Source organism: Alkalicoccus urumqiensis, from assembly GCF_002993335.1.
Classification (GTDB): domain Bacteria; phylum Bacillota; class Bacilli; order Bacillales; family Salisediminibacteriaceae; genus Alkalicoccus; species Alkalicoccus urumqiensis.
In genome coordinates this window covers 144,296-166,123 of the sequence record NZ_PVNS01000005.1, presented here as the reverse complement: position 1 = coordinate 166,123, position 21,828 = coordinate 144,296, and the positions used below count along the sequence as shown (strand labels likewise).

Annotated in this window: 20 protein-coding genes; 12 read left to right on the top strand and 8 right to left on the bottom strand. The window is 54.0% G+C overall.

Annotated features, from left to right (window positions below; all coding sequences use genetic code 11):
• Window positions 1-15 precede the first annotated feature (15 nt).
• From C6I21_RS06960 to C6I21_RS06950, 3 genes are all read right to left on the bottom strand, one after another.
• Entirely contained in the window at window positions 16-822 is an 807-nt protein-coding gene (locus C6I21_RS06960) for a carbohydrate ABC transporter permease (RefSeq protein WP_425352480.1), read from the bottom strand.
• 92 nt (window positions 823-914) lie between these two features.
• Window positions 915-1,796, bottom strand: a complete 882-nt coding sequence (locus C6I21_RS06955; RefSeq protein WP_105958722.1) for a carbohydrate ABC transporter permease — start codon at window positions 1,794-1,796, stop codon at window positions 915-917.
• A 175-nt stretch (window positions 1,797-1,971) separates the two neighbouring features.
• A complete protein-coding gene (locus C6I21_RS06950; RefSeq protein WP_105958721.1) occupies window positions 1,972-3,357 on the bottom strand; it encodes an extracellular solute-binding protein in 1,386 nt (461 codons plus the stop codon).
• A 455-nt stretch (window positions 3,358-3,812) separates the two neighbouring features.
• Here C6I21_RS06950 and C6I21_RS16165 point away from each other — a divergent pair, with 455 nt between their 5' ends.
• Window positions 3,813-4,010 (top strand): hypothetical protein, encoded by a 198-nt coding sequence (locus tag C6I21_RS16165; protein WP_142393226.1) that lies wholly within the window; start codon window positions 3,813-3,815, stop codon window positions 4,008-4,010.
• Window positions 4,011-4,133: 123 nt separating this feature from the next.
• On the opposite strand, the gene C6I21_RS06945 is transcribed toward C6I21_RS16165, so the two are convergent.
• From C6I21_RS06945 to C6I21_RS06935, 3 genes are read right to left on the bottom strand one after another with little or no spacing between them, the layout of a single operon-like run.
• Window positions 4,134-4,907: a response regulator transcription factor gene (locus tag C6I21_RS06945; protein WP_105958720.1), complete on the bottom strand. Its 774-nt coding sequence runs from the start codon at window positions 4,905-4,907 to the stop codon at window positions 4,134-4,136.
• Window positions 4,876-6,639, bottom strand: coding sequence for a cache domain-containing sensor histidine kinase (locus tag C6I21_RS06940; protein WP_105958719.1), 1,764 nt, complete (start codon window positions 6,637-6,639; stop codon window positions 4,876-4,878). The genes C6I21_RS06945 and C6I21_RS06940 overlap by 32 nt, the downstream gene beginning before the upstream one ends.
• Before the next feature lie 2 nt (window positions 6,640-6,641).
• Window positions 6,642-7,808, bottom strand: coding sequence for an ROK family transcriptional regulator (locus tag C6I21_RS06935; protein WP_105958718.1), 1,167 nt, complete (start codon window positions 7,806-7,808; stop codon window positions 6,642-6,644).
• A gap of 265 nt (window positions 7,809-8,073) precedes the next feature.
• On the opposite strand from C6I21_RS06935, the gene xylA reads away from it, so the two are divergent.
• The 3 genes from xylA to C6I21_RS06920 all read left to right on the top strand — a co-directional run bounded on the left by xylA (window position 8,074) and on the right by C6I21_RS06920 (window position 11,444).
• On the top strand, window positions 8,074-9,411 hold the full coding sequence (gene xylA, locus C6I21_RS06930; RefSeq protein WP_105958717.1) for a xylose isomerase: 1,338 nt from the start codon (window positions 8,074-8,076) through the stop codon (window positions 9,409-9,411).
• Window positions 9,412-9,501: 90 nt separating this feature from the next.
• Entirely contained in the window at window positions 9,502-10,992 is a 1,491-nt protein-coding gene (gene xylB / locus C6I21_RS06925) for a xylulokinase (RefSeq protein WP_105958716.1), read from the top strand.
• Window positions 10,993-11,126: 134 nt separating this feature from the next.
• Window positions 11,127-11,444 (top strand): hypothetical protein, encoded by a 318-nt coding sequence (locus C6I21_RS06920; RefSeq protein ID WP_105958715.1) that lies wholly within the window; start codon window positions 11,127-11,129, stop codon window positions 11,442-11,444.
• Here C6I21_RS06920 and C6I21_RS06915 read toward each other — a convergent pair.
• Window positions 11,400-11,825, bottom strand: coding sequence for a DUF2231 domain-containing protein (locus C6I21_RS06915; protein WP_105958714.1), 426 nt, complete (start codon window positions 11,823-11,825; stop codon window positions 11,400-11,402). The two genes, C6I21_RS06920 and C6I21_RS06915, sit on opposite strands and share 45 nt — an antisense overlap.
• A 243-nt stretch (window positions 11,826-12,068) precedes the next feature.
• Window positions 12,069-12,509 (bottom strand): OsmC family protein, encoded by a 441-nt coding sequence (locus C6I21_RS06910; RefSeq protein WP_105958713.1) that lies wholly within the window; start codon window positions 12,507-12,509, stop codon window positions 12,069-12,071.
• Between the two features lie 278 nt (window positions 12,510-12,787).
• Between C6I21_RS06910 and sat the strand changes: the two genes are divergently transcribed.
• Genes sat through cysI form a run of 8 tightly spaced genes read left to right on the top strand, consistent with a single transcriptional unit; the run spans window position 12,788 to window position 21,809 of the window.
• A complete protein-coding gene (gene sat / locus C6I21_RS06905; protein ID WP_105958712.1) occupies window positions 12,788-13,945 on the top strand; it encodes a sulfate adenylyltransferase in 1,158 nt (385 codons plus the stop codon).
• A 22-nt stretch (window positions 13,946-13,967) separates the two neighbouring features.
• The gene (locus tag C6I21_RS06900) at window positions 13,968-15,233 is read left to right on the top strand and encodes an SLC13 family permease (protein ID WP_105958711.1); all 1,266 of its coding nucleotides are present in this window, start codon (window positions 13,968-13,970) and stop codon (window positions 15,231-15,233) included.
• 12 nt (window positions 15,234-15,245) lie between these two features.
• Window positions 15,246-15,863: an adenylyl-sulfate kinase gene (cysC, locus tag C6I21_RS06895; protein ID WP_105958710.1), complete on the top strand. Its 618-nt coding sequence runs from the start codon at window positions 15,246-15,248 to the stop codon at window positions 15,861-15,863.
• Between the two features lie 29 nt (window positions 15,864-15,892).
• Window positions 15,893-16,621, top strand: a complete 729-nt coding sequence (locus C6I21_RS06890) for a phosphoadenylyl-sulfate reductase (protein WP_105958709.1) — start codon at window positions 15,893-15,895, stop codon at window positions 16,619-16,621.
• A gap of 54 nt (window positions 16,622-16,675) precedes the next feature.
• Window positions 16,676-17,425, top strand: a complete 750-nt coding sequence (cobA, locus tag C6I21_RS06885; RefSeq protein WP_105958708.1) for a uroporphyrinogen-III C-methyltransferase — start codon at window positions 16,676-16,678, stop codon at window positions 17,423-17,425.
• Between the two features lie 13 nt (window positions 17,426-17,438).
• On the top strand, window positions 17,439-18,221 hold the full coding sequence (locus tag C6I21_RS06880) for a sirohydrochlorin chelatase (protein ID WP_105958707.1): 783 nt from the start codon (window positions 17,439-17,441) through the stop codon (window positions 18,219-18,221).
• A 33-nt stretch (window positions 18,222-18,254) separates the two neighbouring features.
• On the top strand, window positions 18,255-20,078 hold the full coding sequence (locus C6I21_RS06875) for an assimilatory sulfite reductase (NADPH) flavoprotein subunit (RefSeq protein ID WP_105958706.1): 1,824 nt from the start codon (window positions 18,255-18,257) through the stop codon (window positions 20,076-20,078).
• Between the two features lie 24 nt (window positions 20,079-20,102).
• The gene (gene cysI / locus C6I21_RS06870) at window positions 20,103-21,809 is read left to right on the top strand and encodes an assimilatory sulfite reductase (NADPH) hemoprotein subunit (RefSeq protein ID WP_105958705.1); all 1,707 of its coding nucleotides are present in this window, start codon (window positions 20,103-20,105) and stop codon (window positions 21,807-21,809) included.
• Window positions 21,810-21,828 lie beyond the last annotated feature (19 nt).

Genomic DNA, 21,828 nt, shown 5'->3' with positions numbered 1-21,828 from the left:
GCTCCTTCGAAAAAATCAGCCTTTCACAGAACCGGATGTCATTCCTTCGACAATCTTGTTGCTTAACAGGAAGAAGGCGATGAGGATCGGAAGCATACTGATCACAAGCGTTGCTCCGATGGCACCCCAGTCTGTAGAGTACTGACCGATGAAATTTTGAATACCGACAGTTAGTGTTTTTAAGCTGTCTGAACTGATAAATGTGTTTACAAATACGAATTCGTTCCAATTGTAAATCATGTTAATAATCGCGGTCGTTGCGACAACAGGCGCTGTAATCGGAAGAATAATCCGGAAAAACAGCCGGTGGATCGAACAGCCGTCCACGATCGCCGCCTCTTCCAGTTCTCTTGGAATCGTATAGTAGAAACCGAGCAGGATCATGATCGTAAGCGGCAGGTTGAACGCCGTATACGTCAAAATGATCGACAGGTGGTTATCCATAATTCCAATCGTCGTAAAGAAGCTGAAGAGCGGGATAAGCGCAGAGTGGACCGGGATCATAAGGCCGACCATAAAGAGGCCGAGTGCCAGTTTGCTGAGCTTCCACTGCATACGGGTCAGAGCGAATGTGACAAAGCTTGCAAGCAGAATCGTCAAAATGACAGAAATTCCGGTAACAAGAACGCTGTTAAAAAAGTACAGGCCGATGTTTCCATCCACCCATACACGGGCGTAGTTGCTCCACTGCGGATCCTGCGGCAGCGCAAACGGTGCCAGGTTGAATACTTCCTGATTGTCCTTCAAGGAAAACAGAAGCAGCCAGATCAGCGGCAGAATCTGCAGCAGTGCAACAAGTCCCAGAATCAGATAGAGAATCATCGAGGACAGCTTCAGTCGGAGGGATCCAATTTTGATTCCCTGACCGGATTTTTCCATAGCTGCGGTGTTGGACACGGTGGATTCCTCCTTCATTAATACTGCACCTCGTCATCTTTGGACGTGGTTGCTTTACGGATAAGGTACGTTACGATCAGTATCAGAATCAGCAGGAAGAAACCGACGGCACTTCCATAGCCGAATTCATTGGTTCGGAACGCAAGTTTATACATATAGGATGCCATTACTTCACTGGCACCGTTCGGTCCGCCGTCGGTCATGACGTAAATTAAGTCAAAGTACTTCAGGGAACCGATCACAGCGAGAACGATCGTTACTTTAATAATACCGGCGATCAGCGGAAGCTTGATTTTGTAGGCAATCTGAAGCGGACTTGCTCCATCGATCCGGGCAGCCTCCACGATTTCGTTCGGTACGTTTTTCAGCGCTGCGTAGTAGATAATGATGTAGAAACCGGCGTACTGCCAGATGATCGGAATGAAAATCGCAAACAAAACGATACTCGTGTCTGCCAGCCAGAGCGGCGGATTCTCAATACCGATAGATGTTAAAAAGCGGTTCATGACCCCGTTCGTTGGGTGATACACACGCAGCCACAGTTGTGCGATGGCTACGGAAGACAACAGCATCGGGATCAGGTAGATTTTCCGGAACAGGTTGGCGCCTTTTACATCACTTGCCAGGACAAGCGATACACCAAGGTACAGGACGAGGCTGCCGACAGAAAACACTGCAAGAAGCAGGGAGTGCCAGGCGCTCGACCAGAATGCCCCATCGACGATCAGCGCGGCATAATTGTCGAGCCCGATGAATGTCATTTCACCGATCCCGTCCCAGTCCATCAGTCCATAGTAGCCTGTCAGCGCGAGCGGCACGTAAATAAGTACCATAATAAGCAGCAGCGCCGGCAGCGTGTACAAAGCAATGACGCGTTTATTGGACATTATCTGATTCATGAGACAAACTCCTTTGTATCACATTGGGGAAAACACATGTCAGGGGGGAGAAGGGAGGAAACCGCATGACGCGGATATGCGTTCATGCGGTCCTCTACGCTTCCGTTGTCAATAGATCACCCCTGCAGAAAGGCGGTGAAGCCGCCCTGCTGCATGCCTGTTTTCCGTTCTGTGATTAATCTTCAGCCTGAAGGGCTTCTTCGTGTGCTTCTGTAAACTCTTCCGGCGTTACTTCACCGCCGAAGAGAGACTGGATCATGTTGAGGTGCTCTTCAGCTACGCTGGAGCTCATCTGTACGTCTGCGAAAAGTGTGATGTCCGACGCGTTGTTCAGCTCATCGAGAACATCGATGAAGAGATCCGGAAGATCCACTTCGTCTGTGTTCACCTGCGTACCAGGGATAACACCGGCATCTTCTACAGAGCGCTTGCCCCACTCTTCTGTGAAGTGCTTGACGAATGCTTTCGCTTCTTCTTTAACATCGGAATCTTCAGCTACGAACAGTCCGACACCCGGTCCGCCGACCCAGTTGTTGATTTCACCTTCGCCGCCGTCTACTTCAGGGAACTTGAAGAAATCAATGTTGTCGCGGAATTCCTGATCTACTTCTTCGTTCGTCGTGTAGTTCGGCAGATCCCAGGAACCGATCAGGTACATTGCAGCCGAGCTGTTCATAAATTCTGCTTTTGCTTCCTGGTCGGAAAGGCCGTTGAAGCCTGGGATGAATGCGTCGTGATCCACCATTTCCTGAATACGTGCTGCTGCATCAACGAGACGCTCATCTTCAAAGCTTCCGCTGCGGTCGATTGCCGAGTTCAGGGCATCCGAGCCGCCGATGCGGTCTGCAAGGTACATGTACCACATAGAGCCTGTCCAGCGGTCGCGGTTACCGAGTGCGATCGGTGTCACACCGTTGCTTGCAAGTGTATCGATGACGCTGAGAAGATCTTCATATGTTTCTGGTACTTCCACGCCGTTTTCTTCAAAGATCGCCTGGTTGTAGAACACAGGAGCGATGTTCAGCTCGAGCGGGAGAGCGTACGCCTGATCATCTACCGAGTACGCTTCAACGGTACCGGCAACGAAATCGTCGCGCATGCCGTCTTCATCCAGAATGTCGTCAAGCGGTGCGAACATTTCGCCCTCTGCATATGGCTCCAGGAATCCGGCAGGCCATGTCATACCGACGTCCGGAAGCTGGTTGGAGGAAGAGACGACCTGCAGTTTATTTTTGTACTGCTCATTTTCCAGAACTTCCATTTCCACTGTTACGTGGGAGTACTCTTCTTCAAATTCGCTGATGATGTCTTCGACAATGCGGTAGTGGTCCGGAGAACTTCCCTGCGGCCACAGGTGCATGAAATCAAGCGTTACTTCTTCCTGATCTTCGGAAGCGCCTTCATTATTGCCTTCTGCTTCATTTCCTTCTGCAGCGTTGTTTCCGCTGTCGTCATTGCCGCCGGCTGCGCCGGAAGCTTCTTCATTGTCTCCGCTGCCGCACGCGGCGAGAGACAGAACAGCTGCTGCAGAAAACATGGACAGGTACATCTTCTTTTTCATAAATGATTTCCCCCTTGAATATGTTGTACGCTTAGTATAGCAACATTGAAAGCGCTTCATAAGGTAACGGTGATTAGTGGAAATACCACTTTGTTTTGGTGATTGAACTAAGAAAAGAGGCCGGCTGCATCCGAAACCTTAGCCGGACAGTAAGCAGAGAAGCAATTGGTTTTGGAGCATCTGTGCGGACGCCGATTCCGGCAGCTCGAGTGGATCCGGCACCTGCTGCTGTGTATGTTCTTATGTAATAGTGACCGCAGTCAGAGCTGATCCGCCGTTTCCTCGTTTCTGCACTTCCTGCCTTTTAATAGAAGTATATATATAAATACTGGCAGAGTTCAGGGGGAATCAGCGAATTTTTGATGGCTGGTCTGGCAGGCAGGGTCCGGCTGCGGGATACTGAAAAGATCGCAACAGCAGCAGCTTAGACCGCCACGCCGGTGTTTCAGACCGCCATGGGAGCGGGGAAGACCGCCACACCGGAAGCAGACCGCCACAAAAGCAATGAACACCGCCACACCGGCTCTGAAGATCGCAATGATATACCGTCAGGACGCCACACGCCGAGCGGAGACCGCCATGCAGATGGACGTAAGACAGTCCGGAGCACCGCCGGATACGAAGTAGAGTCACGGATGCCGGTAGATGAATAGATTTGCACGACGCATCCTGCTTTTCCGCCGAAAAAAGGCCGCGGCCGGTACGCATTCTGTACCGCCGCAGCCTCCTTTTCCTCTGCCTGTAAACATACTATGCCCGCCCTGTATAATGCCCGGCTACTCGTCTCCACGTGCAGCTTTCCGGTATTTACTCGGCGTCGTACCTTCATACTCGCGGAAGATACGGATAAAATACTTTGCCGTCTGGTAGCCGGTTTTTTCGGCAATATCGCCGACGGGAAAATCCGTGGTCAATAGCAGCCGCTTTGCCTGCTGCAGCCGCCGGCGTGTAATGTATTCACTGAACGTCATTCCCATTTGTTCTTTAAAGAGAACACTCAAATAGCTCGGATTCAAATGAACGTCTCCGGCAATTTCCCGGAGGCTGAATTTTTCACTCAGCCGCTCTTCAATGATCGACAGCGCCTCTTCCAGCGGAGGAGGGAGGTCGGACTGAGGGGAGAGGGCCGGGTCTTCCATCGCCCGCTCCACCTGGGACAGCTTCTGCTGCTGCTCCCGGCGCGACAGCGCTTCTTCCACCGTATCGAGAAATTCCTGTTTCCGGACCGGCTTCAGAAGATAATTCACCACTCCCATATGGATCGCTTTCTGTGCGTAGTCAAATTCCGAATAAGCCGAAATAACGATACAGGCAGGGACCTCCTGAAACGTGCGTATTTTTTCGATCAGCTCCAGGCCGGTCATTTCCGGCATGCGGATATCGGTAATCAGCACATCCAGACTGATGGATGAAGCTGTCTCCAGCGCTTCCTTGGCATCGACGGCTGTATATACTTCCAGAAGCCGGCTGTCCCAGGCTTCAAGCCGCCGCTTCAGCCCTTCACGGGAGCGGGGCTCATCATCCACGATCAGTATTTTCGGCGTTTTCATCGGTATCCCTCCTCTCCAGCGGCAGCGTCAGCCGGACAATTGTCCCAATACCTGATTCACTGTCGATCGTCATGTCGGCACCGGCTTCCGGATAGGCAAGCTCCAGACGCTGATACAAATTCCGCATTGCCAGGCCGGTTCCTTTCGTCTGGTTCGGCGAGCGGCTCGTGTGAAGAGAGCGCCGCAGCTTCGCCAGAACATCCGGTGTCATGCCGCGGCCTTCATCCGCCACTTCAATGTGAAACCAGTCCGGCGACTCGGAGGCAAACGCACGGATCCGCACTGTCCCGCCGCCGCGCTGTTCGCCAATCCCGTGCAGGAGCGCATTTTCCGCAAGCGGTTGAATCATCAGCTTCGGCAGCAGGCAGTCACTTAAGCCGTCCTCCACCGTCATCTCCCAGTGCAGCCGTTCATCAAAACGGAGCTGCATAATATGAAGGTAGCGCTCAACCTGCTCGAGCTCTTCACACACTGTCACCATGTCGTCTGCCTCCGTATCACTGATCGTGTAGCGGAACAGCTGGGACAGTGAAATGATCATATCTGCCATTTCCTCATCCCGTTCATCAAGCGTCCAGTGGACGGCTTCGAGCGTATTGAATAAAAAGTGCGGATTGATCTGCGCCTGCAGCGCCTTTAACTCCGCCTTCGTTTTCACCAGCTCCTTCTCATAGACCGCAGTGATCAGATGATTCGTCGTCTCCACCATTTCATTGTATGTCTCGTTCAATTCCGTAATCTCCCTGGCCGATGTCGTGCTCTGGCTTTTTCGCAGCGCGCCGAGTGTACCAAACCGCATCGCGTGCGTCAGCTGCTGGATCGGCTTCGATAAATACGTCGAGACAATCCACGACACAATGAGGAAAATGACGAGGCCGACTACGCCGGCGGCAGCGATGGCGGCACTGATTCCGGAGATGCCCTGAAGCAGTCCGCTCACCGGAGAATAAATGACGAGCGTCCAGCCTGTCATATCGGAGGAGGCAGGAGCGCGCACGTATTCCGATCCGTTTACCGCGACGGTTTCCTGCTCGGTTTCAAGAAGCGACTCGTCTGCCCCTTCCGGCAGCTCGCCGGCAATCACATTGCCTAGAGAGTCCAAAAGAACGGCGGTTTCCTCTTCCGGTGTTCCGGTGTCGGGTCTCTCCAGTGAAAAGTACGTTTCGGCCACTTTCGTAATCAAATACCCGCCGGGCTGGAAGCTGTTTTCGATCAGGTTGATCTGTTTAATAACGATGAACGACTGCTCATCGAGCGGGTCTCTTCCTGCCCAGACGAGCCGTCCGTTTTCTCCGCGTGCGAGTGCCGGCCAGAACGGATCCAGGCGGGAGGAGAGGGGCAGTTCATTAAGGGGAAACAGCCGCCGCTCGTCCGTAAAGTACAGTTCAAAGGATGTCAGCCCGGTCGTATACGCCTGGTAGCTGTTGATGATCTCATTCATTGCCTGCCGTTCGGCAAACGACGAGGACCGCATGGACTGCTCCTGAATGAGAAGCTGCTGCACCGCCGGGTCAGTCGCGATCTGGCTTGTGATCAGGTTGATCGTTTCAAACTGCGAATCGACGCGGCCGAGTGCCTGATCAGCCGTCTGCTGCATCTGTGTTCTCGCATTCTCTTTTAAAATGTCGGTCACCAGGCTGTACGTGAGGGTGCCGACGATCGCAAGGACGAGCAGCATGACGAAGGCGAAAGCGCCGAGAATCTGATTCCGCAGCGTGTTGAACCGTCTCATCGTTATCCGCTCGTCGACAGGGCGGATTCGAACTGTTTGTCGAGAAAGGACTCAATGGTAAAAGCAGTCAGACCGAGCACCGTTGCATACTGGTCGTTCATGCTGAACGTAATCTCGCAGCCTTCTGCAAGCTGCGGCATCGTCCGTTCGTTTACGACCTGCTGCATCGGTTCTTCCAGGTACTGACGCACTCTGGCCAGGCGGCTGCCGATAATAATTTTCTGCGGATTGAATGTGTGAATCAGGTTCACGAGGCCGACGCCGAGGTAGTAGCCGACGTCATGCAGCGCTTTTTCCACGTCATTCGATTCCGCAGCGCGTGAAAGAAGGGTATCCATATCCGTATCTTTATCCATCTGGGCCCCTGCGCGGAGCGCCATTTCCGACGCGTACATTTCCCAGCAGCCATGGCTGCCGCAGCGGCACGGCAGACCATTGTCGATGATCGTCGTGTGTCCGACTTCCCCGAAAAAGCCCGACGTGCCGCGGAGCAGGGAACCATTAATGACCGCACCGGCGCCGATGCCGATGCCGGCACTGATATAGAGGAATTCCTCCTTATACTGCGCAGCGCCGAAGATTTTTTCGCCGTAAGCTCCGGCGTTGGCTTCGTTTTCCACAAGAACGGGCACCTGGAACTGGTCTTCGAAAATGGCTTTAATATTCGACTGCGTCCAGTCGAGGTTCGGCGTCGTCAGAATCTCGCCTTCCCGGCTCACAAGCCCCGGCACCCCAAAAGCAAGCCCGGTCAGGCCGAATGGACTTTCTTTCATCTGCTTCATGCATGTATCGATCATGCTGCGGATTTCCATGACGGTCCGGGTGAAATCGTTCGTATCGAACGGCTTCATCTCCTCATGAAGAATGCCGCCGCCGAGGTCGGTCATGACCGTTAAGATATAGTTCACACCGATATCGCAGCTGATCGTGTAGCCAGCCTGCTCATTGAACTGCAGCATGAGCGGGCGTCTGCCGCCGCTCGAACGGCCGGGACCGGTCTGGCAGCAGTACTGCTCCTGAATGAGTTCCTCCACGAGAGAGGAAACCGTCGCTTTCGTTAAATGAAGAATCTGGGCGAGCGTTGCGCGGGAAATCGGCTCCTGCTCCCGGATCGTTTTTAAAATAATGGATTTATTCGTTCGTTTCACTTCCTGCTGGTAGTTGGCCATGCGTGCAGCTCCTTACATAGTTTAATGATATCTGCTTTGTCTATCATAGCGCGTCACCGTCTTTCTGACTACCATAGGAATAGAAGAAACACTCGCGGATAAATAGAAAAGAAGAGCAGATCCGCGTCAGAACGCCGTTTTTGTAAGCGCTCACGCAATATAAAAATTTTAGCATAATCTTTTTAGTTAATTCAATGGACAAACTAAGTAAGCGCTGTTACAATCAACCTATCGAGCTCGACACTACTTAACGGAGGGATCCATGATGACAAAAACACAATCCGCATATTTCAAGCAGGTACCACAAATCGCCTATGAAGGTGCAGCATCGACGAATTCATATGCATTTAAATATTACAACCCGGAAGAAAAAGTCGGCGGGAAGACAATGGAAGAGCAGCTCCGCTTTTCCGTCGCGTACTGGCATACACTGACGCAGGATGCAGCCGATCCGTTCGGTGCCGGCACCGCAGAGCGCCCATGGGATCACCTGAGCGGCATGGATCTTGCGAAAGCGCGAGTAGAAGCAGCGTTTGAATTTATTGAGAAAGTCCAGGCGCCGTTTTTCTGCTTCCACGATATTGATATTGCGCCGGAGGGAAGCAGTCTCCGCGAAACGAACCAGAATCTTGATACGATCGTCAGCATGATCAAGGAATACATGAAAACGTCTAACACGAAGCTTCTCTGGAACACAGCGAACATGTTCACGCACCCGCGCTTCGTTTCCGGAGCTGCGACGTCCTCCAACGCAGATGTGTATGCGCATGCAGCAGCGAAAGTGAAAAAAGGACTCGAAGTCGGTAAAGAGCTCGGCGCAGAGAACTATGTTTTCTGGGGCGGCCGTGAAGGATACGAAACGCTTCTGAACACCGACATGAAGCTCGAATTTGATAACCTGGCGAAGTTTTATCACATGGCGATTGACTACGCGAAGGAAATCAACTTTGACCCGCAGTTCCTGATCGAGCCGAAGCCGAAGGAGCCGACGACGCATCAGTATGACTTCGACGTAGCAACGTCCACGTCGTTCCTGTATCAGTACGGTCTGCAGGACCACTTCAAATTCAATATTGAAGCAAACCACGCAACGCTTGCCGGCCACACGTTCGAGCATGAGCTGCGCACAGCGCGTACGAGCGGAATGCTCGGTTCGGTCGACGCAAACCAGGGTGATACGCTTCTCGGATGGGATACGGATGAATTCCCGACGGACCTTTATTCCACAACCCTTGCGATGTATGAGATTCTGAAAAACGACGGTCTGGGACGCGGAGGACTGAACTTCGACGCGAAGATCCGCCGCGGCTCGTTTAAGCCGGAAGATCTCTTCCACGCCCACATTGCCGGCATGGACAGCTTCGCAATCGGTCTGAAAGTCGCAAACAAAATGATTGAAGACAACTTCTTCGAAGATATTGTGGCAGAGCGGTACAAAACGTTCGACAGCGGCATCGGCGCAAAAATCAAGGAAGGCACAACTTCCTTTGCCGAGCTGGAAAAGCACGCGCTCTCGATGGACAGCATCGATCATGCTTCGGGGGAACTCGAGCGGATCAAAGCACGCATCAACCAGTACCTGCTCCGCGTCAACGAGCTGTAATAAGGAAGAAACTGAAGGCGCAGATGACTATTTTCTGCGTCTTCTTTTCATCAGGTTGAATAAACGGAAATCAGTCAGGAGGCATGTAACATGCGCTATGTAATTGGAGTGGATCTCGGCACGAGTGCAGTGAAGGTGCTGCTCGTGAATCAGGAAGGGAAAACGACGGCGGAGGCATCGCGGGAGTATCCGCTTTACCACGACCAGCCGGGATGGAGCGAACAGGATCCCGACGACTGGGTCCGCGCGGTGACCGAAGCACTGCACGAAGTGAAAGAAACGCTTCAGGATAACGACGCCGTGGATGGGCTCAGTTTCTCCGGGCAGATGCACGGACTGGTGCTTCTCGATGAAGAGCAGAAGCCGCTCCGGCGTGCGATCCTCTGGAACGATACCCGGACGACAGCCCAGTGCCGGGAAATCGAATCCAAAGTAGGGAAGAAGGAGCTGCACGAAATCACGAAAAACCCGGCGCTCGAAGGGTTTACGCTGCCGAAGCTGCTGTGGGTCAAGGAGCATGAACCGGACGTTTTCTCTCAGGCGGACGCCTTCGTTCTGCCGAAAGACTATGTGCGCCTGAAGCTGACCGGAGAGCTCGGTATGGAATATTCCGACGCTGCCGGCACGCTGCTGCTGGATGTGGCGGAACAGGAATGGAGCCGGACGATCTGCGAAAAAACCGGTATTCCGTTTACACTCTGTCCACCGCTTACAGCCTCCCACGAGCAGGTGGGAGTGTTAACAGAAGACATCCAATCGGAAACCGGCCTTTCGGCCGTACCGGTATCTGCCGGCGGAGCAGATAATGCATGCGGCGCGCTCGGAACCGGTGTGCTTCAGGAAGGAACGGTTCTCAGCAGCACAGGCACATCCGGCGTGGTACTCGCTTATGAAAAGGATGCTGCGACACAGGTCGAGCCGCCGATACACTACTTCAACCACGGTGCGCCCGGAGCCTACTATACAATGGGGGTAACGCTTGCTGCCGGGCACAGCCTGACCTGGTTCCGGGAGACGTGTGCACCGGAAAAAAGCTTCGACGAATTGATCGAACTGGCCGCCCAGTCTCCGGCCGGAGCACGCGGACTGTTGTTTACGCCGTATATTTCGGGAGAGCGTACGCCGCATCCGGATGCCGATATCCGGGCTTCGTTTATCGGACTGCATGCCTCCCATACGATCGGGGACATGGCCCGCGCGGTATTGGAAGGAATTACGTTCTCCCTGAACGAAAGTGTCGCGTCCTTCCGACGCGCTGGAAAAACCATCGACCGTGTCATCGCCACCGGCGGCGGAGCGAAAAGCAGGCTCTGGCTGCAGCTGCAGGCGGATATTTACCGGGCGCCGGTCGTCCGTCTGGAAGTCGAGCAGGGGCCGGGCCTCGGTGCAGCGATGCTCGCCGCACTCGGCGCCGGCTGGTTTGCCACCGCAGAAGAAGCAGCTGCTGTTTTCGTCAAGGAAGCAGAAGAAATCCAGCCGTCCGCTGATGCCTCGGTGTATGAATCGCTGTTCCCGCTGTACCAGAAAGTGTACGGCGTCACGAGCGAACTGAGCCGGGAGCTGAAAGCGTACCGCGGCTGATCGGTGAAAAGCAGAAAAAGCTTTCGGTGTTCCGTTGTGGAGCATCGAAAGCTTTTTGCTGTCTGCAGCGCGGGCGCTGCGGGAACATCGCCACAGCTGCTGCCAGGACCGCCACGCCGGAGGGAAAGACCGCCATGCGGGCAGAGAACACCGCCACGCGGGAAGCAGATCGCCACGCGGTGCCGGAACACCGCCACACCAGAAGCGGAGACCGCAGCGATAAGCGGGAACACCGCCATACGAAGAGCGGAGACCGCCACGAAACCCGTCAATCACCGCGGGTCGACCCCGCCCGCCATCTGCCGGAGCAGGACCGCACCAAAAAAGCTGCGGCCGGTCTCTTTCCTGGACCAGACGCAGCTATTATAGACAAAAGGCAGTTCTGCCTGCAGAAAGTACCATTTGGTTTAGAAGTTGTCGTACATGAGCCGTCCGGCGTAATGACCGGTTAAAAAGACGAGGACAGCTCCTGCGACAGCAAGTCCGACAAGGACGTAGCGCAGTACTTTGTTAGGTTTGAACAGCATAACGACCTGAAGTACGAGAATCGCTATATACGTCAGCAGCGTATACAGTGCAAACGACTGGTGCAGGCCGAGAAATCGGCCGACGGAATCGCCGTAGATCTGAAGCGCCACACCGACAGCATCCGCGCCGGTGAAGTAGGAAAATACACCGCCTGCTGTACCGATACTCGTCATCCAGAGAGCGGCTTTATCGAAAAAAGCCGGACGCCAGAGCGAGAGAATCAAAAAGAGAGAGCCCATGATCCAGAGAGCGATTGGTATGTGGACGACCGCGGGGTGGAGCGGATCGGGAATAATATAAGCCATATCTGTCACCTCTTGTATCGTTTTTGTATAATATTTGTACTTACTTTGTATATACCCTTTCCGCTTGTTTAAAAACGCACAAATTCCAGGAGACAGAATCATTCCAGTTTCACAAAGAGAGTCCATGTATGGCTGACTGATTTCCGCTGGAACACGAAAAAGCTCCCTGCTGATGATAACAGGGAGCTTACTTTATGGCACCGGCCGTTAAACGCCGGGGGGGTTCACGGCTTCAGCCGGAAGCTACGCTTTCGTCCATTCTGCGTTCATATCTACGCCGGCTACTTTCAGTGACGTAAATACCGGGCAGCGGGCGTCGGTTTTTTCCTTCAATTCCTGAATCCGCTCATCGCTTTCCGATGTGTGGACGACCGCGCGGACACTTACGGTATTAAAGTAGGGACGTACATCAGCCGTACCCATCAGGCCGCGCGGATCGAGTTCGCCGTCTACTTCGAATTCAATTTTCTGCAGGTCAAATTCCATTTCCTTTGCTGCCATGTTGGCGACGACATTCTCACAGCCGGCAAGTGCGCCGAGAAGAGTGGAAAGGGGATCTGCCCCTTCGTCTGTACCACCCATGTTCTGCGGCTCATCGATCACCAGCTTGTGGTCTTTTGATTGAATATCTGCCTTCATGCCTTCTGTCTGTGCGGTTACGTGAAATTTCATGGATTGACTCATTGTATCTGCCTCCTGTATATAATGCGTACACTGGGAGGTATACCCGTTATGAAGACTGTTAAAAGTAATCTTCCTTACACCGCTTATTTGTAAGCGTCATCACGTAAAAAGATGTCTGGAAAAGGTTGCGGGAAAGGCGGAAATATACTATGCTTAACTACATTGAACCAACTAGTCAGAATATTCGAAGCCGCATCTTATTTTTTTGGTGTTAATCCTGAGTAAATAGGGTTGAATTATAAGTTAAGGCAATTTAATCAAAAAATGGAGGGTTCCACATGACGAATCACGCCCATGGAGGCACATTGATCAACCGGGAATTAACAGGAGAAGCGAGAGAGAATGCCCTCAAGGAGGCAGTCGGACTGCCATCGATTCAGCTGTCAGCCTGGGCGCTGTCGGATCTGGAATTAATCGGCATCGGTGGATTCAGTCCGCTGACCGGGTTTCTAAAGGAGAAGGATTATATCAGCGTCGTGGAAAAAGCGCGTCTCGCCGACGGGACGATATGGAGTATCCCGATCACGCTGAGCCTTACAGAGGAAGAGCGGGAAGCGGTCACACCGGGAACGAAAGCGGCACTTGCTGCAGAAGACGGCACGATCTTCGGCACGATTGATGTAGAGGAAGTCTACGAAGTCGATCAGGAAAAGGAAGCAGCGGAAGTGTACGGAACGACAGAAGCTGAGCATGCCGGTGTAGCGAAGCTGTACGAGCGCTCCAGCTGGTATGCCGGCGGGGAGATTACGCTGCTCAACCGTCCGGACCACAGCCGGTTTGAAGATTATTATATGGATCCGGCGGAAACGCGGAACATGTTTAATTCCCTCGGCTGGAAAACGATCGTCGGCTTCCAGACGAGAAATCCGGTGCACCGGGCCCACGAATACATTCAAAAGTGTGCGCTGGAAGCGGTGGACGGACTGCTGTTAAATCCGCTCGTCGGTGAAACGAAATCAGATGATGTGTCGGCGGACGTACGGATGGAAAGCTACGAAGTCATTCTGGAAAACTATTATCCGAAAGACCGGACAAGGCTCGTCATCTACCCGGCAGCGATGCGCTATGCGGGACCGAGGGAGGCCGTTCTCCACGCGCTTGTCCGCAAAAACTACGGCTGCACCCACTTCATTGTCGGACGTGACCACGCCGGTGTCGGCGATTACTACGGCACATACGAAGCCCAGGAGTATATCGATCAGTTCGAAGCAGAGCTCGGCATTCAAATTTTCAAATTTGAACACGCATTTTTCTGCACCGAATGTGAAAACATGGCGTCTGCGAAAACATGCCCGCATGACAAGCAGTATCATGTGCACTTAAGCGGCACGAAAGTACGGGAAATGCTCCGCAATGGAGAAAAGCCGCCGAAGCAGTTCTCCCGTCCGGAAGTGGCAGAAGTACTGATCCGGGGGCTCCAGGAGCCGGTCCGGTAACTGACAGGGGAGGCAGAGCGTCATGACGGCTGAAATTGGTTTTGTACTCGCTCTCCTTCTCGTCATGCTGTTCTGTCTCATGAAAGAGGTGGCGAGACCGGATTACATCGTCGCAGCAGCCCTTCTGGTTCTGCTTCTCTCCGGAATCATTACACCGGCACAAGCTGCCCGCGGTTTTACGAACGAAGGCATGTGGACGGTCGCTCTCTTATTTATCGTCGCAGGCGCCGTGCAGAAAAGCCCGCTTCTTCATCAGTTCGTCCTCCGAGGGCTCGGCAGTGGAAAAGGACCGAAGCGTTCGATTCTCCGCATGATGTTTCCGGTGGCGGGAATGTCTGCATTTATGAACAATACACCGATCGTCGTGATATTCACACCGATCATCCGGCGCTGGTGCGAGGAGCGGAACATCTCGCCCTCCAAGTTTCTTATGCCGCTTTCCTACGCTGCCATTTTCGGCGGCACCTTGACGCTGATCGGCACGTCCACGAACCTCATTGTGCACGGATTTATGCTCGACCGCGGCATGACAGGATTTTCGATGTTTCAGCTTGCGGCAGTCGGGCTGCCGGCAACGATCCTCGGTGTGTTATACATGTCTACGATTGGCTACCGGCTGATGCCGGACCACGGCGTCTGGAAAAAGACGCTGCCGAAAGAGACCGTACCGAAAGATATGGAGATGCACTGGTATTCGTACCGTTCGATCGCCGTCATTCTTGTTCTGGCCGGAATGATTCTGCTTGCTGCCTTTCAGATTGTTTCCATGCTTCAGGCAGCGGCAGGAGCGGTGCTTGTGCTTCTCGTCACCGGTCTTATCGGCTGGAAGAGCGCGCCGCGTTTTATCCAGTTTGACGTCCTTCTGCTCATTGCCTGTGCGATCGGTATCGGCGCAGCGATGGAGCAGTCGGGAGCCGCATCACTGCTTGCAGGGGGCCTCATCAGCAGCTCGAGTATTTTCGGGATTATCGGTGCACTTGCAGCCGTGTATCTCATGACGGCACTTTTTACGGAGCTGATTACAAACAACGCAGCTGCCGTGATGATGTTTCCGATCGCGTATGCCGCAGCGGTCCAGCTCGGTCAGGATCCAATGGGCTTTTTCGTTGCCGTCGCCATCGCCGCATCCGCCAGCTTTTCAACGCCGATCGGCTACCAGACAAACTTTATTATTTACCGGCCCGGAGGCTACCGTTTTGCCGATTACGTCAAGGTCGGTCTTCCGCTGAATATGATGTATTTTATCGTTACAGTCAGCATGGTTTCCTGGCTGTGGCTCGAAACGTAAAGGAGGAGCAGCATGACAGAGTCAACGAACATTACATGGCACGATTCTGAAGTAACGAAAGAGGAACGCCAGAAGCTGAACGGTCACAAAAGCGCCGTTCTCTGGTTTACAGGACTGTCCGGGTCCGGGAAATCGACGTTGTCGGTGGAAGTGGAAAAGCAGCTTCACCACAAAGGTCTCCGGACGTACCGCCTCGATGGGGACAACATCCGCCACGGTCTCAATAAAAACCTCGGTTTCTCCCCGGAGGACCGCACGGAAAACATCCGCCGCATCGGTGAAGTAAGCCGCTTGATGGTGGACGCCGGGGTGCTGACACTGAGCGCATTTATCTCGCCGTACAAAGAAGACAGAGATCAGGTTCGGGAGCTTCTGCCCGATGGAGAGTTTCTGGAAGTGTACGTGGAGTGCAGTCTCGAAGAGTGCGAAAACCGCGATCCGAAAGGGCTGTATCAAAAAGCGCGTGCCGGCGAAATCAAAGGGTTCACGGGGATTGATGCTCCGTACGAAGCACCGGAAAAGCCGGAACTCACAGTGAATACAACGACCGCATCCATTGAAGAAAGTGCAGGGCAGATTATCGACTATCTTGCCGGAAACGGCTATATACAGGCTGCAGCAGAAAAATAACTGCGGCATCGAAGAAGGAGGACATGATCATGGGAGCAGCTGTCACATACGAGACGTTTTCCAACCCGTTCGCCGAATTTCACCCGGAGGATCCATTAAAAGGTGCGGACACCATTCTCCGCTGGGCGTTTGATACGTACGGCGATGACCTCGTCTATGCGTGCAGCTTCGGTGCGGAAGGGATCGTTCTGATCGACATGATCGCCGGTATCCGTCCGGACGCCCATATCGTATTTCTGGATACAGGGCTTCATTTCCAGGAAACGTACGATCTGATCGCCAGTGTAAAAAAACGCTACCCGGCGCTGCAGATCGAAATGAAGCAGCCGGAGCTTACCGTGGAGGAGCAGGCCGCAGAGCACGGGCCGGCTCTCTGGAAACGAAAGCCGGATATGTGCTGCTACATCCGTAAGGTGAAACCGCTGGAAGAGGCACTTTCAGGCGCACCGGCATGGATTTCAGGCCTCCGCCGGGATCAGTCGGAGTCGAGAAAAAACACGAACTTCGTCAACAAAGACGACCGTTTCTCGTCCGTCAAGGTCTGCCCGCTTATCCATTGGACATGGGACGATGTATGGGAGTACATCCAGACAAGGGAGCTGGATTACAACGATCTGCACGACCGCGGCTATCCGAGCATCGGCTGCATCCCGTGTACAACGGCAGTCGGCGATGGAGATTCCCGCGACGGACGCTGGCAGGGCTCATCGAAAACCGAGTGCGGACTGCATGCACCGAAGCCTGCAGACAACGAGTAGCAGACGTGCCTGTGGCACACAAGGTTATTTTCAAAACGAAGGGGGCGCTGCCTGATGAAGCCAGTAGCGATTGTAGGAGCCGGCCCGGGAGACCCGGAGCTGATTACAGTAAAAGGATTAAAAGCCATTCAGCGGGCAGACGTCATTTTGTATGACCGTCTTGTCAGTGAAGAACTGCTTCACGAAGCAAAGCCCGGTGCAGAACTGATTTACTGCGGGAAGAAGCCATACCACCACTCGATGAAACAGGAGGAAATTAATGAGCAGCTCTGCCTGCACGCCGAAGCCGGCCTCAGTGTCACCCGTTTAAAAGGCGGCGATCCATTTGTGTTTGGGCGTGGCGGGGAAGAAGCGCAGGCACTCCGGGCGCGGGGGATCCCGTTTGATATCTGTCCGGGTGTCACATCCGGCACGGCAGCTCCTGCATATGCCGGCATTCCGGTTACCCACCGGGACCACAGCTCCTCTGTCGCCTTCATTGCAGCGGTCAGTAAAATGGACGACGATGACTACTGGAAGCACGTCAGCAGCTGCATTGATACGCTCTGCATTTACATGGGCGTAAGTAAACTGGCTGCTGTCTGCGAGAAGCTCCGGGAGCAGGGAAAAGCTGCAGATACGCCGGCAGCGCTCATCTCCTGGGGAACGACCGGCGCACAGTCCACCGTCACCGGAACGCTTGAAACGATCGCAGAGCGGGCATCAGGTGCTGAGCAGCCGGCGATGATCGTCATCGGCGAAGTGGTCCGCCTCCGCTCTGAGCTTGCATGGATCGAAGAAAAAGCTGCCGCTGTCGTCAGCTGAGGAGGGAAATGAAATGAAAGGTGTTCTCTACATCAGTCACGGAAGCCGCGTGGATGAAACGAAAAAAGAAGTCGAAGCGCTGATCGCAGATGTGCGCGGGCTGGTGGATGCCCCGCTGCAGGAACTCTGCTATCTGGAGCTTGCGGAGCCGGATATCGCTGCTGGTTTTGAGAAACTTGTGGCGCAGGGAGCGGATGATATTGCCGTCGTGCCGATGCTGTTATTCAGCGCCGGCCACTACTTTCAGGATATTCCGGAAGAGCTTGAGCCGCTTTCGGAAAAACACCCGCACGTGCGTATCCGGTACGGCCGCCCGCTCGGCGTTCAGGAACGACTGACGAATGTTGCTGCCGGAAGAATTCATGAGACCGGTAAAGAAGTGAACAGCGATGCACAGATCGTACTGATCGGACGGGGCAGTAAAGCGCCGGAAACGAAGGCCGCAACGAAACTGATCGGCCGGCAGCTGAAGAAGAAAACCGGTATCCGCCGGGTGGAAGTATGCTATCTGGCTGCGTGCGAGCCGAAGTTTGAAGAAGGCCTTTACAAGGCACTCCAGAAAACAGAACGGCCCATTTTTCTCGTGCCCTACCTCTGGTTTACCGGTCTATTGATTCAGTCGCTGGAAAAGAAGGCCGAAGAGCTCCGGAGCCAGGGAGAGGAAGTCTACCTGTGCGGGTACCTCGGAACACATCCTTCCGTAGCAGCCGCACTGGCAGAACGTGCGGAGGAAGCGCTGTTTTCGACGCGGGAGCCGGATATACAGGTGGAAGAAAGCAAAGCCTGGTGGATTTAGTATCAATGATAAGAAAAGAAAGAGGTGGCAAGAGTGCAGCTTGAAACAACAAACAGCCCGTTTACCGAGAAGCAGACGGAGCTTTTGAATGAGGTGCTTCCAACATTAAATAATCATCAGAAAGTGTGGCTGAATGGATTCCTGGCGGCGAACCAGCCCGGCGGAGGGACAGCGGTCCAGGAAGCGCCGGAGACCCCGGCGCAGGAGCCGGCTCCCCCGGTGGAGGCAGTGAAGCGGACGTTGACGATTCTCGTCGCGTCCCAGACCGGAAACGGCCAGAGCTTCGGAGAGCAGGCTGCAGAAAAGCTGAAGGCACAGCATGATGTGAAGCTCGTATCGATGGAGGACTTCAAGCCGAAGCAGCTGAAGGACGTCGAAGATCTTCTCGTCATCGCGAGCACCCACGGCGAAGGGGATCCGCCGGATAACGCACTGAAGCTGTACGATTTTATCCACAGCAAACGGGCACCGAAGCTGACAGATACGCGTTTTTCCGTCCTTGCGCTCGGCGACAGCTCCTACGAATTTTTCTGCCAGACAGGAAAAGATTTTGATCAAAAGCTCGAAGAACTCGGCGCAGAAAGACTCCACCCGCGCGTGGACTGCGACGTTGATTATGAAGATGCCGCAGCAGAATGGCTCGCCGGGGTGGAAAAAGCAATCCAGCAGCAGAGCGGTGCACCGGAGGCCGCTTCACCGGATAGTACGCCGGCAGAAGCGCCGAAGGAAAAACCGGTGTATTCGAAGAAAAACCCATTTCATGCGGAAATTCTCGAAAATATTAATCTGAACGGACGCGGCTCGAATAAAGAAACGCGGCATCTGGAACTGGATCTGGAAGGGTCCGGTCTCGATTACAAGCCGGGGGACAGTCTCGGTATTATTCCACAGAACGATCCCGTTCTCGTAGATGAGCTTCTTCAGCTGACCGGCTGGAATCCGGAGGAACACGTTGTCGTTGATAAAGAAGGGAAAACGCTGCCGCTGAAAGAAGCACTGACGACGGTATTTGAAATCACGAAGCTTTCCAAACCGCTTCTCGAAAAACTTGCTCCGCTTCTGGAAAAAGACGGGCTCGCGGCAGTGACAGCGGATAAGGAAAAAGTAAAGGCATTTATTGAAGGACGCGATCTCGTTGATATTGTAGAGGAATTCGGTCCGTTTACAGCAGATGCAGCGGAAGTGACCGGTGTTCTCCGGAAAATTCCGCCGCGGCTTTATTCCATCGCAAGCAGCTCTGCAGCGAATCCGGATGAAGTGCATCTGACGGTCGGAGCCGTCCGCTACGAAGCGCACGGCAGAGAGAGAAAAGGTGTCTGCTCGGTGCAGTGCGCCGAACGATCGGAGTCCGGAGCGAAACTGCCGGTCTTTATTCAGCCGAACCCGAATTTTAAGCTGCCTGAAAAGGAAGATACGCCGATTATTATGATCGGCGCCGGAACCGGCGTCGCGCCGTACCGCTCGTTTCTCGAAGAGCGGGAGGAACGGGATGCTTCCGGCAAGTCGTGGATGTTTTTCGGCGATCAGCATTTCGTCACCGACTTCCTGTATCAAACAGAGTTCCAGTCATGGGTTAAGGACGGGGTTCTGACGAAGATGGACGTGGCGTTTTCACGGGATGGCCAGGAGAAAGTGTACGTGCAGCACCGGATTCTGGAGCAGGCGGAGGAAGTGTACCGCTGGCTTGAGGAAGGTGCGTATGTCTATATCTGCGGCGACAAGCAGCACATGGCAAAAGATGTACACGAAGCGCTCGTTACGGTGGCGCAGGAGCAGGGAGGATTCGGCCGGGAAGAAGCGGAAGCCTACTTGAAGCAGCTCCGGGACGATAAGCGCTACCAGCGGGATGTGTATTAAACTGAACGGTTAGGAGGAAGGCTGATGGATCACCCAAAATACCTGCCCGGAGAACCAGACGGGACAGAAGCAATTAAAGAAGAAAGCCGGTTTTTACGGGGGCGCCTGGAGGAAGTCTTCCAGGAACGCCTCACTGCCGGTATCCCGGAGGATCAGACGAAGCTGTTAAAGTTCCACGGAAGCTATATGCAGGATGACCGGGATATACGGCTGGAACGCCAGCAGCAGAAGCTCGAGCCGGCCTATCAATTCATGATCCGCGTCCGTCTTGCAGGCGGCGTGGCGACACCGGACCAGTGGCTGACGATGGACCGGCTGTCGCGGAAGTACGGCAACGATACGATGAAGCTGACGACGCGGCAGACATTTCAGCTTCACGGCATTTTAAAGTGGGACATGAAAGCGACGATGCAGGCGATGAACGAATCCCTGATGGATACGATCGCGGCCTGCGGCGACGTGAATCGGAATGTCATGTGCAACGCCAATCCATACGAATCCAGTGTCCATCAGAAAGTGCATCAGACAGCAGTGCGTCTCAGTGACCACCTGCTTCCGAAAACGCGTGCCTATCATGAGATCTGGCTGGATGAAGAAAAGGTGCTCGACAGCCGGGAAGCGGTTGAAGAGCCGATATACGGACCGGTGTATCTGCCGCGGAAGTTTAAAATCGGTGTCGCGGTGCCGCCATCCAATGACGTGGATATCTTCTCTCAGGATCTCGGTTTTATCGCGATTGTAAAAGGCGGCCGGCTGCAGGGCTTCAACGTAACTGTCGGCGGAGGCATGGGCATGACGCACGGCGATACAGAAACATATCCGCAGGTGGCCCGTGTGATCGGCTTCACGCCGGCAAAGCATGTCGAAGACGTTGCGGAGAAAATTTTGACGATCCAGCGCGATTACGGCAACCGGTCAAACCGGAAAAATGCGCGGTTTAAATACACCGTCGACCGTCTCGGCGTCGATTTCATCCGGGATGAATTGAACAGCCGTCTCGGGTGGGAGCTGAAGCCGGCGCGGGAATTCCGCTTTGACCATAACGGCGACCGCTATGGCTGGATCGAAAATGACGGCAGATGGCACCTGACCTTGTTTATCGAAAACGGCCGCGTTACGGATACAGAGGACTATCCGATGATGACCGGCCTTAGAGAAATTGCCAAAGTGCATCAGGGCGATTTCCGGCTGACGCCGAACCAGAACCTGATTATCGCCAATGTGCCGGAAGAAGAGAAGGACCGGATCGATGAGATGGTGGCGCAGTATGGCCTGACAGACGGGCGCCATAATTCCGCCCTCCGCCAGAATGCGATGGCGTGCGTCGCGTTTCCGACGTGCGGCCTGGCCATGGCGGAATCCGAGCGGTACCTGCCGACGCTTGTGGACAAGCTGGAAGGAATTCTGGATGAAGCAGGAATCCGGGAGCAGGAAATTCTCATCCGCATGACCGGCTGTCCGAACGGCTGCGCCCGTCCGGGACTGGGAGAGATTGCTTTCATCGGGAAAGCCCCGGGCAAATACAATCTGTATCTCGGTGCGAGCTTCAACGGAGACCGCTTGAACAAAATGTACCGCGAAAACATCGGCGAAGAGGAAATTCTCGCAGAGCTCACGCCGATGATCCGCCACTATGCGAAAGAACGGGAGGTCGGAGAGCATTTCGGTGACTTCGTCATCCGCGCCGGCTACATTCAGGCGACGACCGACGGCAGAAATTTTCACGAATAAAATAGGAATAAAAGAAAGC

What these genes read in the sequence shown, in the direction of transcription:
- cobA (WP_105958708.1), top strand. Translation starts at nt 16,676, where the DNA reads ATGAAGCCAGTAGCGATTGTAGGAGCCGGCCCGGGAGACCCGGAGCTG.
- cysC (WP_105958710.1), top strand. Translation starts at nt 15,246, where the DNA reads ATGACAGAGTCAACGAACATTACATGGCACGATTCTGAAGTAACGAAA.
- C6I21_RS16165 (WP_142393226.1), top strand. Translation starts at nt 3,813, where the DNA reads ATGGGAGCGGGGAAGACCGCCACACCGGAAGCAGACCGCCACAAAAGC.
- C6I21_RS06940 (WP_105958719.1), bottom strand. Translation starts at nt 6,639, where the DNA reads ATGAGACGGTTCAACACGCTGCGGAATCAGATTCTCGGCGCTTTCGCC.
- C6I21_RS06910 (WP_105958713.1), bottom strand. Translation starts at nt 12,509, where the DNA reads ATGAGTCAATCCATGAAATTTCACGTAACCGCACAGACAGAAGGCATG.
- C6I21_RS06900 (WP_105958711.1), top strand. Translation starts at nt 13,968, where the DNA reads ATGACGGCTGAAATTGGTTTTGTACTCGCTCTCCTTCTCGTCATGCTG.
- C6I21_RS06915 (WP_105958714.1), bottom strand. Translation starts at nt 11,825, where the DNA reads ATGGCTTATATTATTCCCGATCCGCTCCACCCCGCGGTCGTCCACATA.
- C6I21_RS06890 (WP_105958709.1), top strand. Translation starts at nt 15,893, where the DNA reads ATGGGAGCAGCTGTCACATACGAGACGTTTTCCAACCCGTTCGCCGAA.
- xylB (WP_105958716.1), top strand. Translation starts at nt 9,502, where the DNA reads ATGCGCTATGTAATTGGAGTGGATCTCGGCACGAGTGCAGTGAAGGTG.
- cysI (WP_105958705.1), top strand. Translation starts at nt 20,103, where the DNA reads ATGGATCACCCAAAATACCTGCCCGGAGAACCAGACGGGACAGAAGCA.
- C6I21_RS06935 (WP_105958718.1), bottom strand. Translation starts at nt 7,808, where the DNA reads ATGGCCAACTACCAGCAGGAAGTGAAACGAACGAATAAATCCATTATT.
- sat (WP_105958712.1), top strand. Translation starts at nt 12,788, where the DNA reads ATGACGAATCACGCCCATGGAGGCACATTGATCAACCGGGAATTAACA.
- C6I21_RS06955 (WP_105958722.1), bottom strand. Translation starts at nt 1,796, where the DNA reads ATGAATCAGATAATGTCCAATAAACGCGTCATTGCTTTGTACACGCTG.
- C6I21_RS06960 (WP_425352480.1), bottom strand. Translation starts at nt 822, where the DNA reads ATGATTCTCTATCTGATTCTGGGACTTGTTGCACTGCTGCAGATTCTG.
- C6I21_RS06945 (WP_105958720.1), bottom strand. Translation starts at nt 4,907, where the DNA reads ATGAAAACGCCGAAAATACTGATCGTGGATGATGAGCCCCGCTCCCGT.
- C6I21_RS06880 (WP_105958707.1), top strand. Translation starts at nt 17,439, where the DNA reads ATGAAAGGTGTTCTCTACATCAGTCACGGAAGCCGCGTGGATGAAACG.
- C6I21_RS06950 (WP_105958721.1), bottom strand. Translation starts at nt 3,357, where the DNA reads ATGAAAAAGAAGATGTACCTGTCCATGTTTTCTGCAGCAGCTGTTCTG.
- C6I21_RS06920 (WP_105958715.1), top strand. Translation starts at nt 11,127, where the DNA reads ATGCGGGCAGAGAACACCGCCACGCGGGAAGCAGATCGCCACGCGGTG.
- xylA (WP_105958717.1), top strand. Translation starts at nt 8,074, where the DNA reads ATGACAAAAACACAATCCGCATATTTCAAGCAGGTACCACAAATCGCC.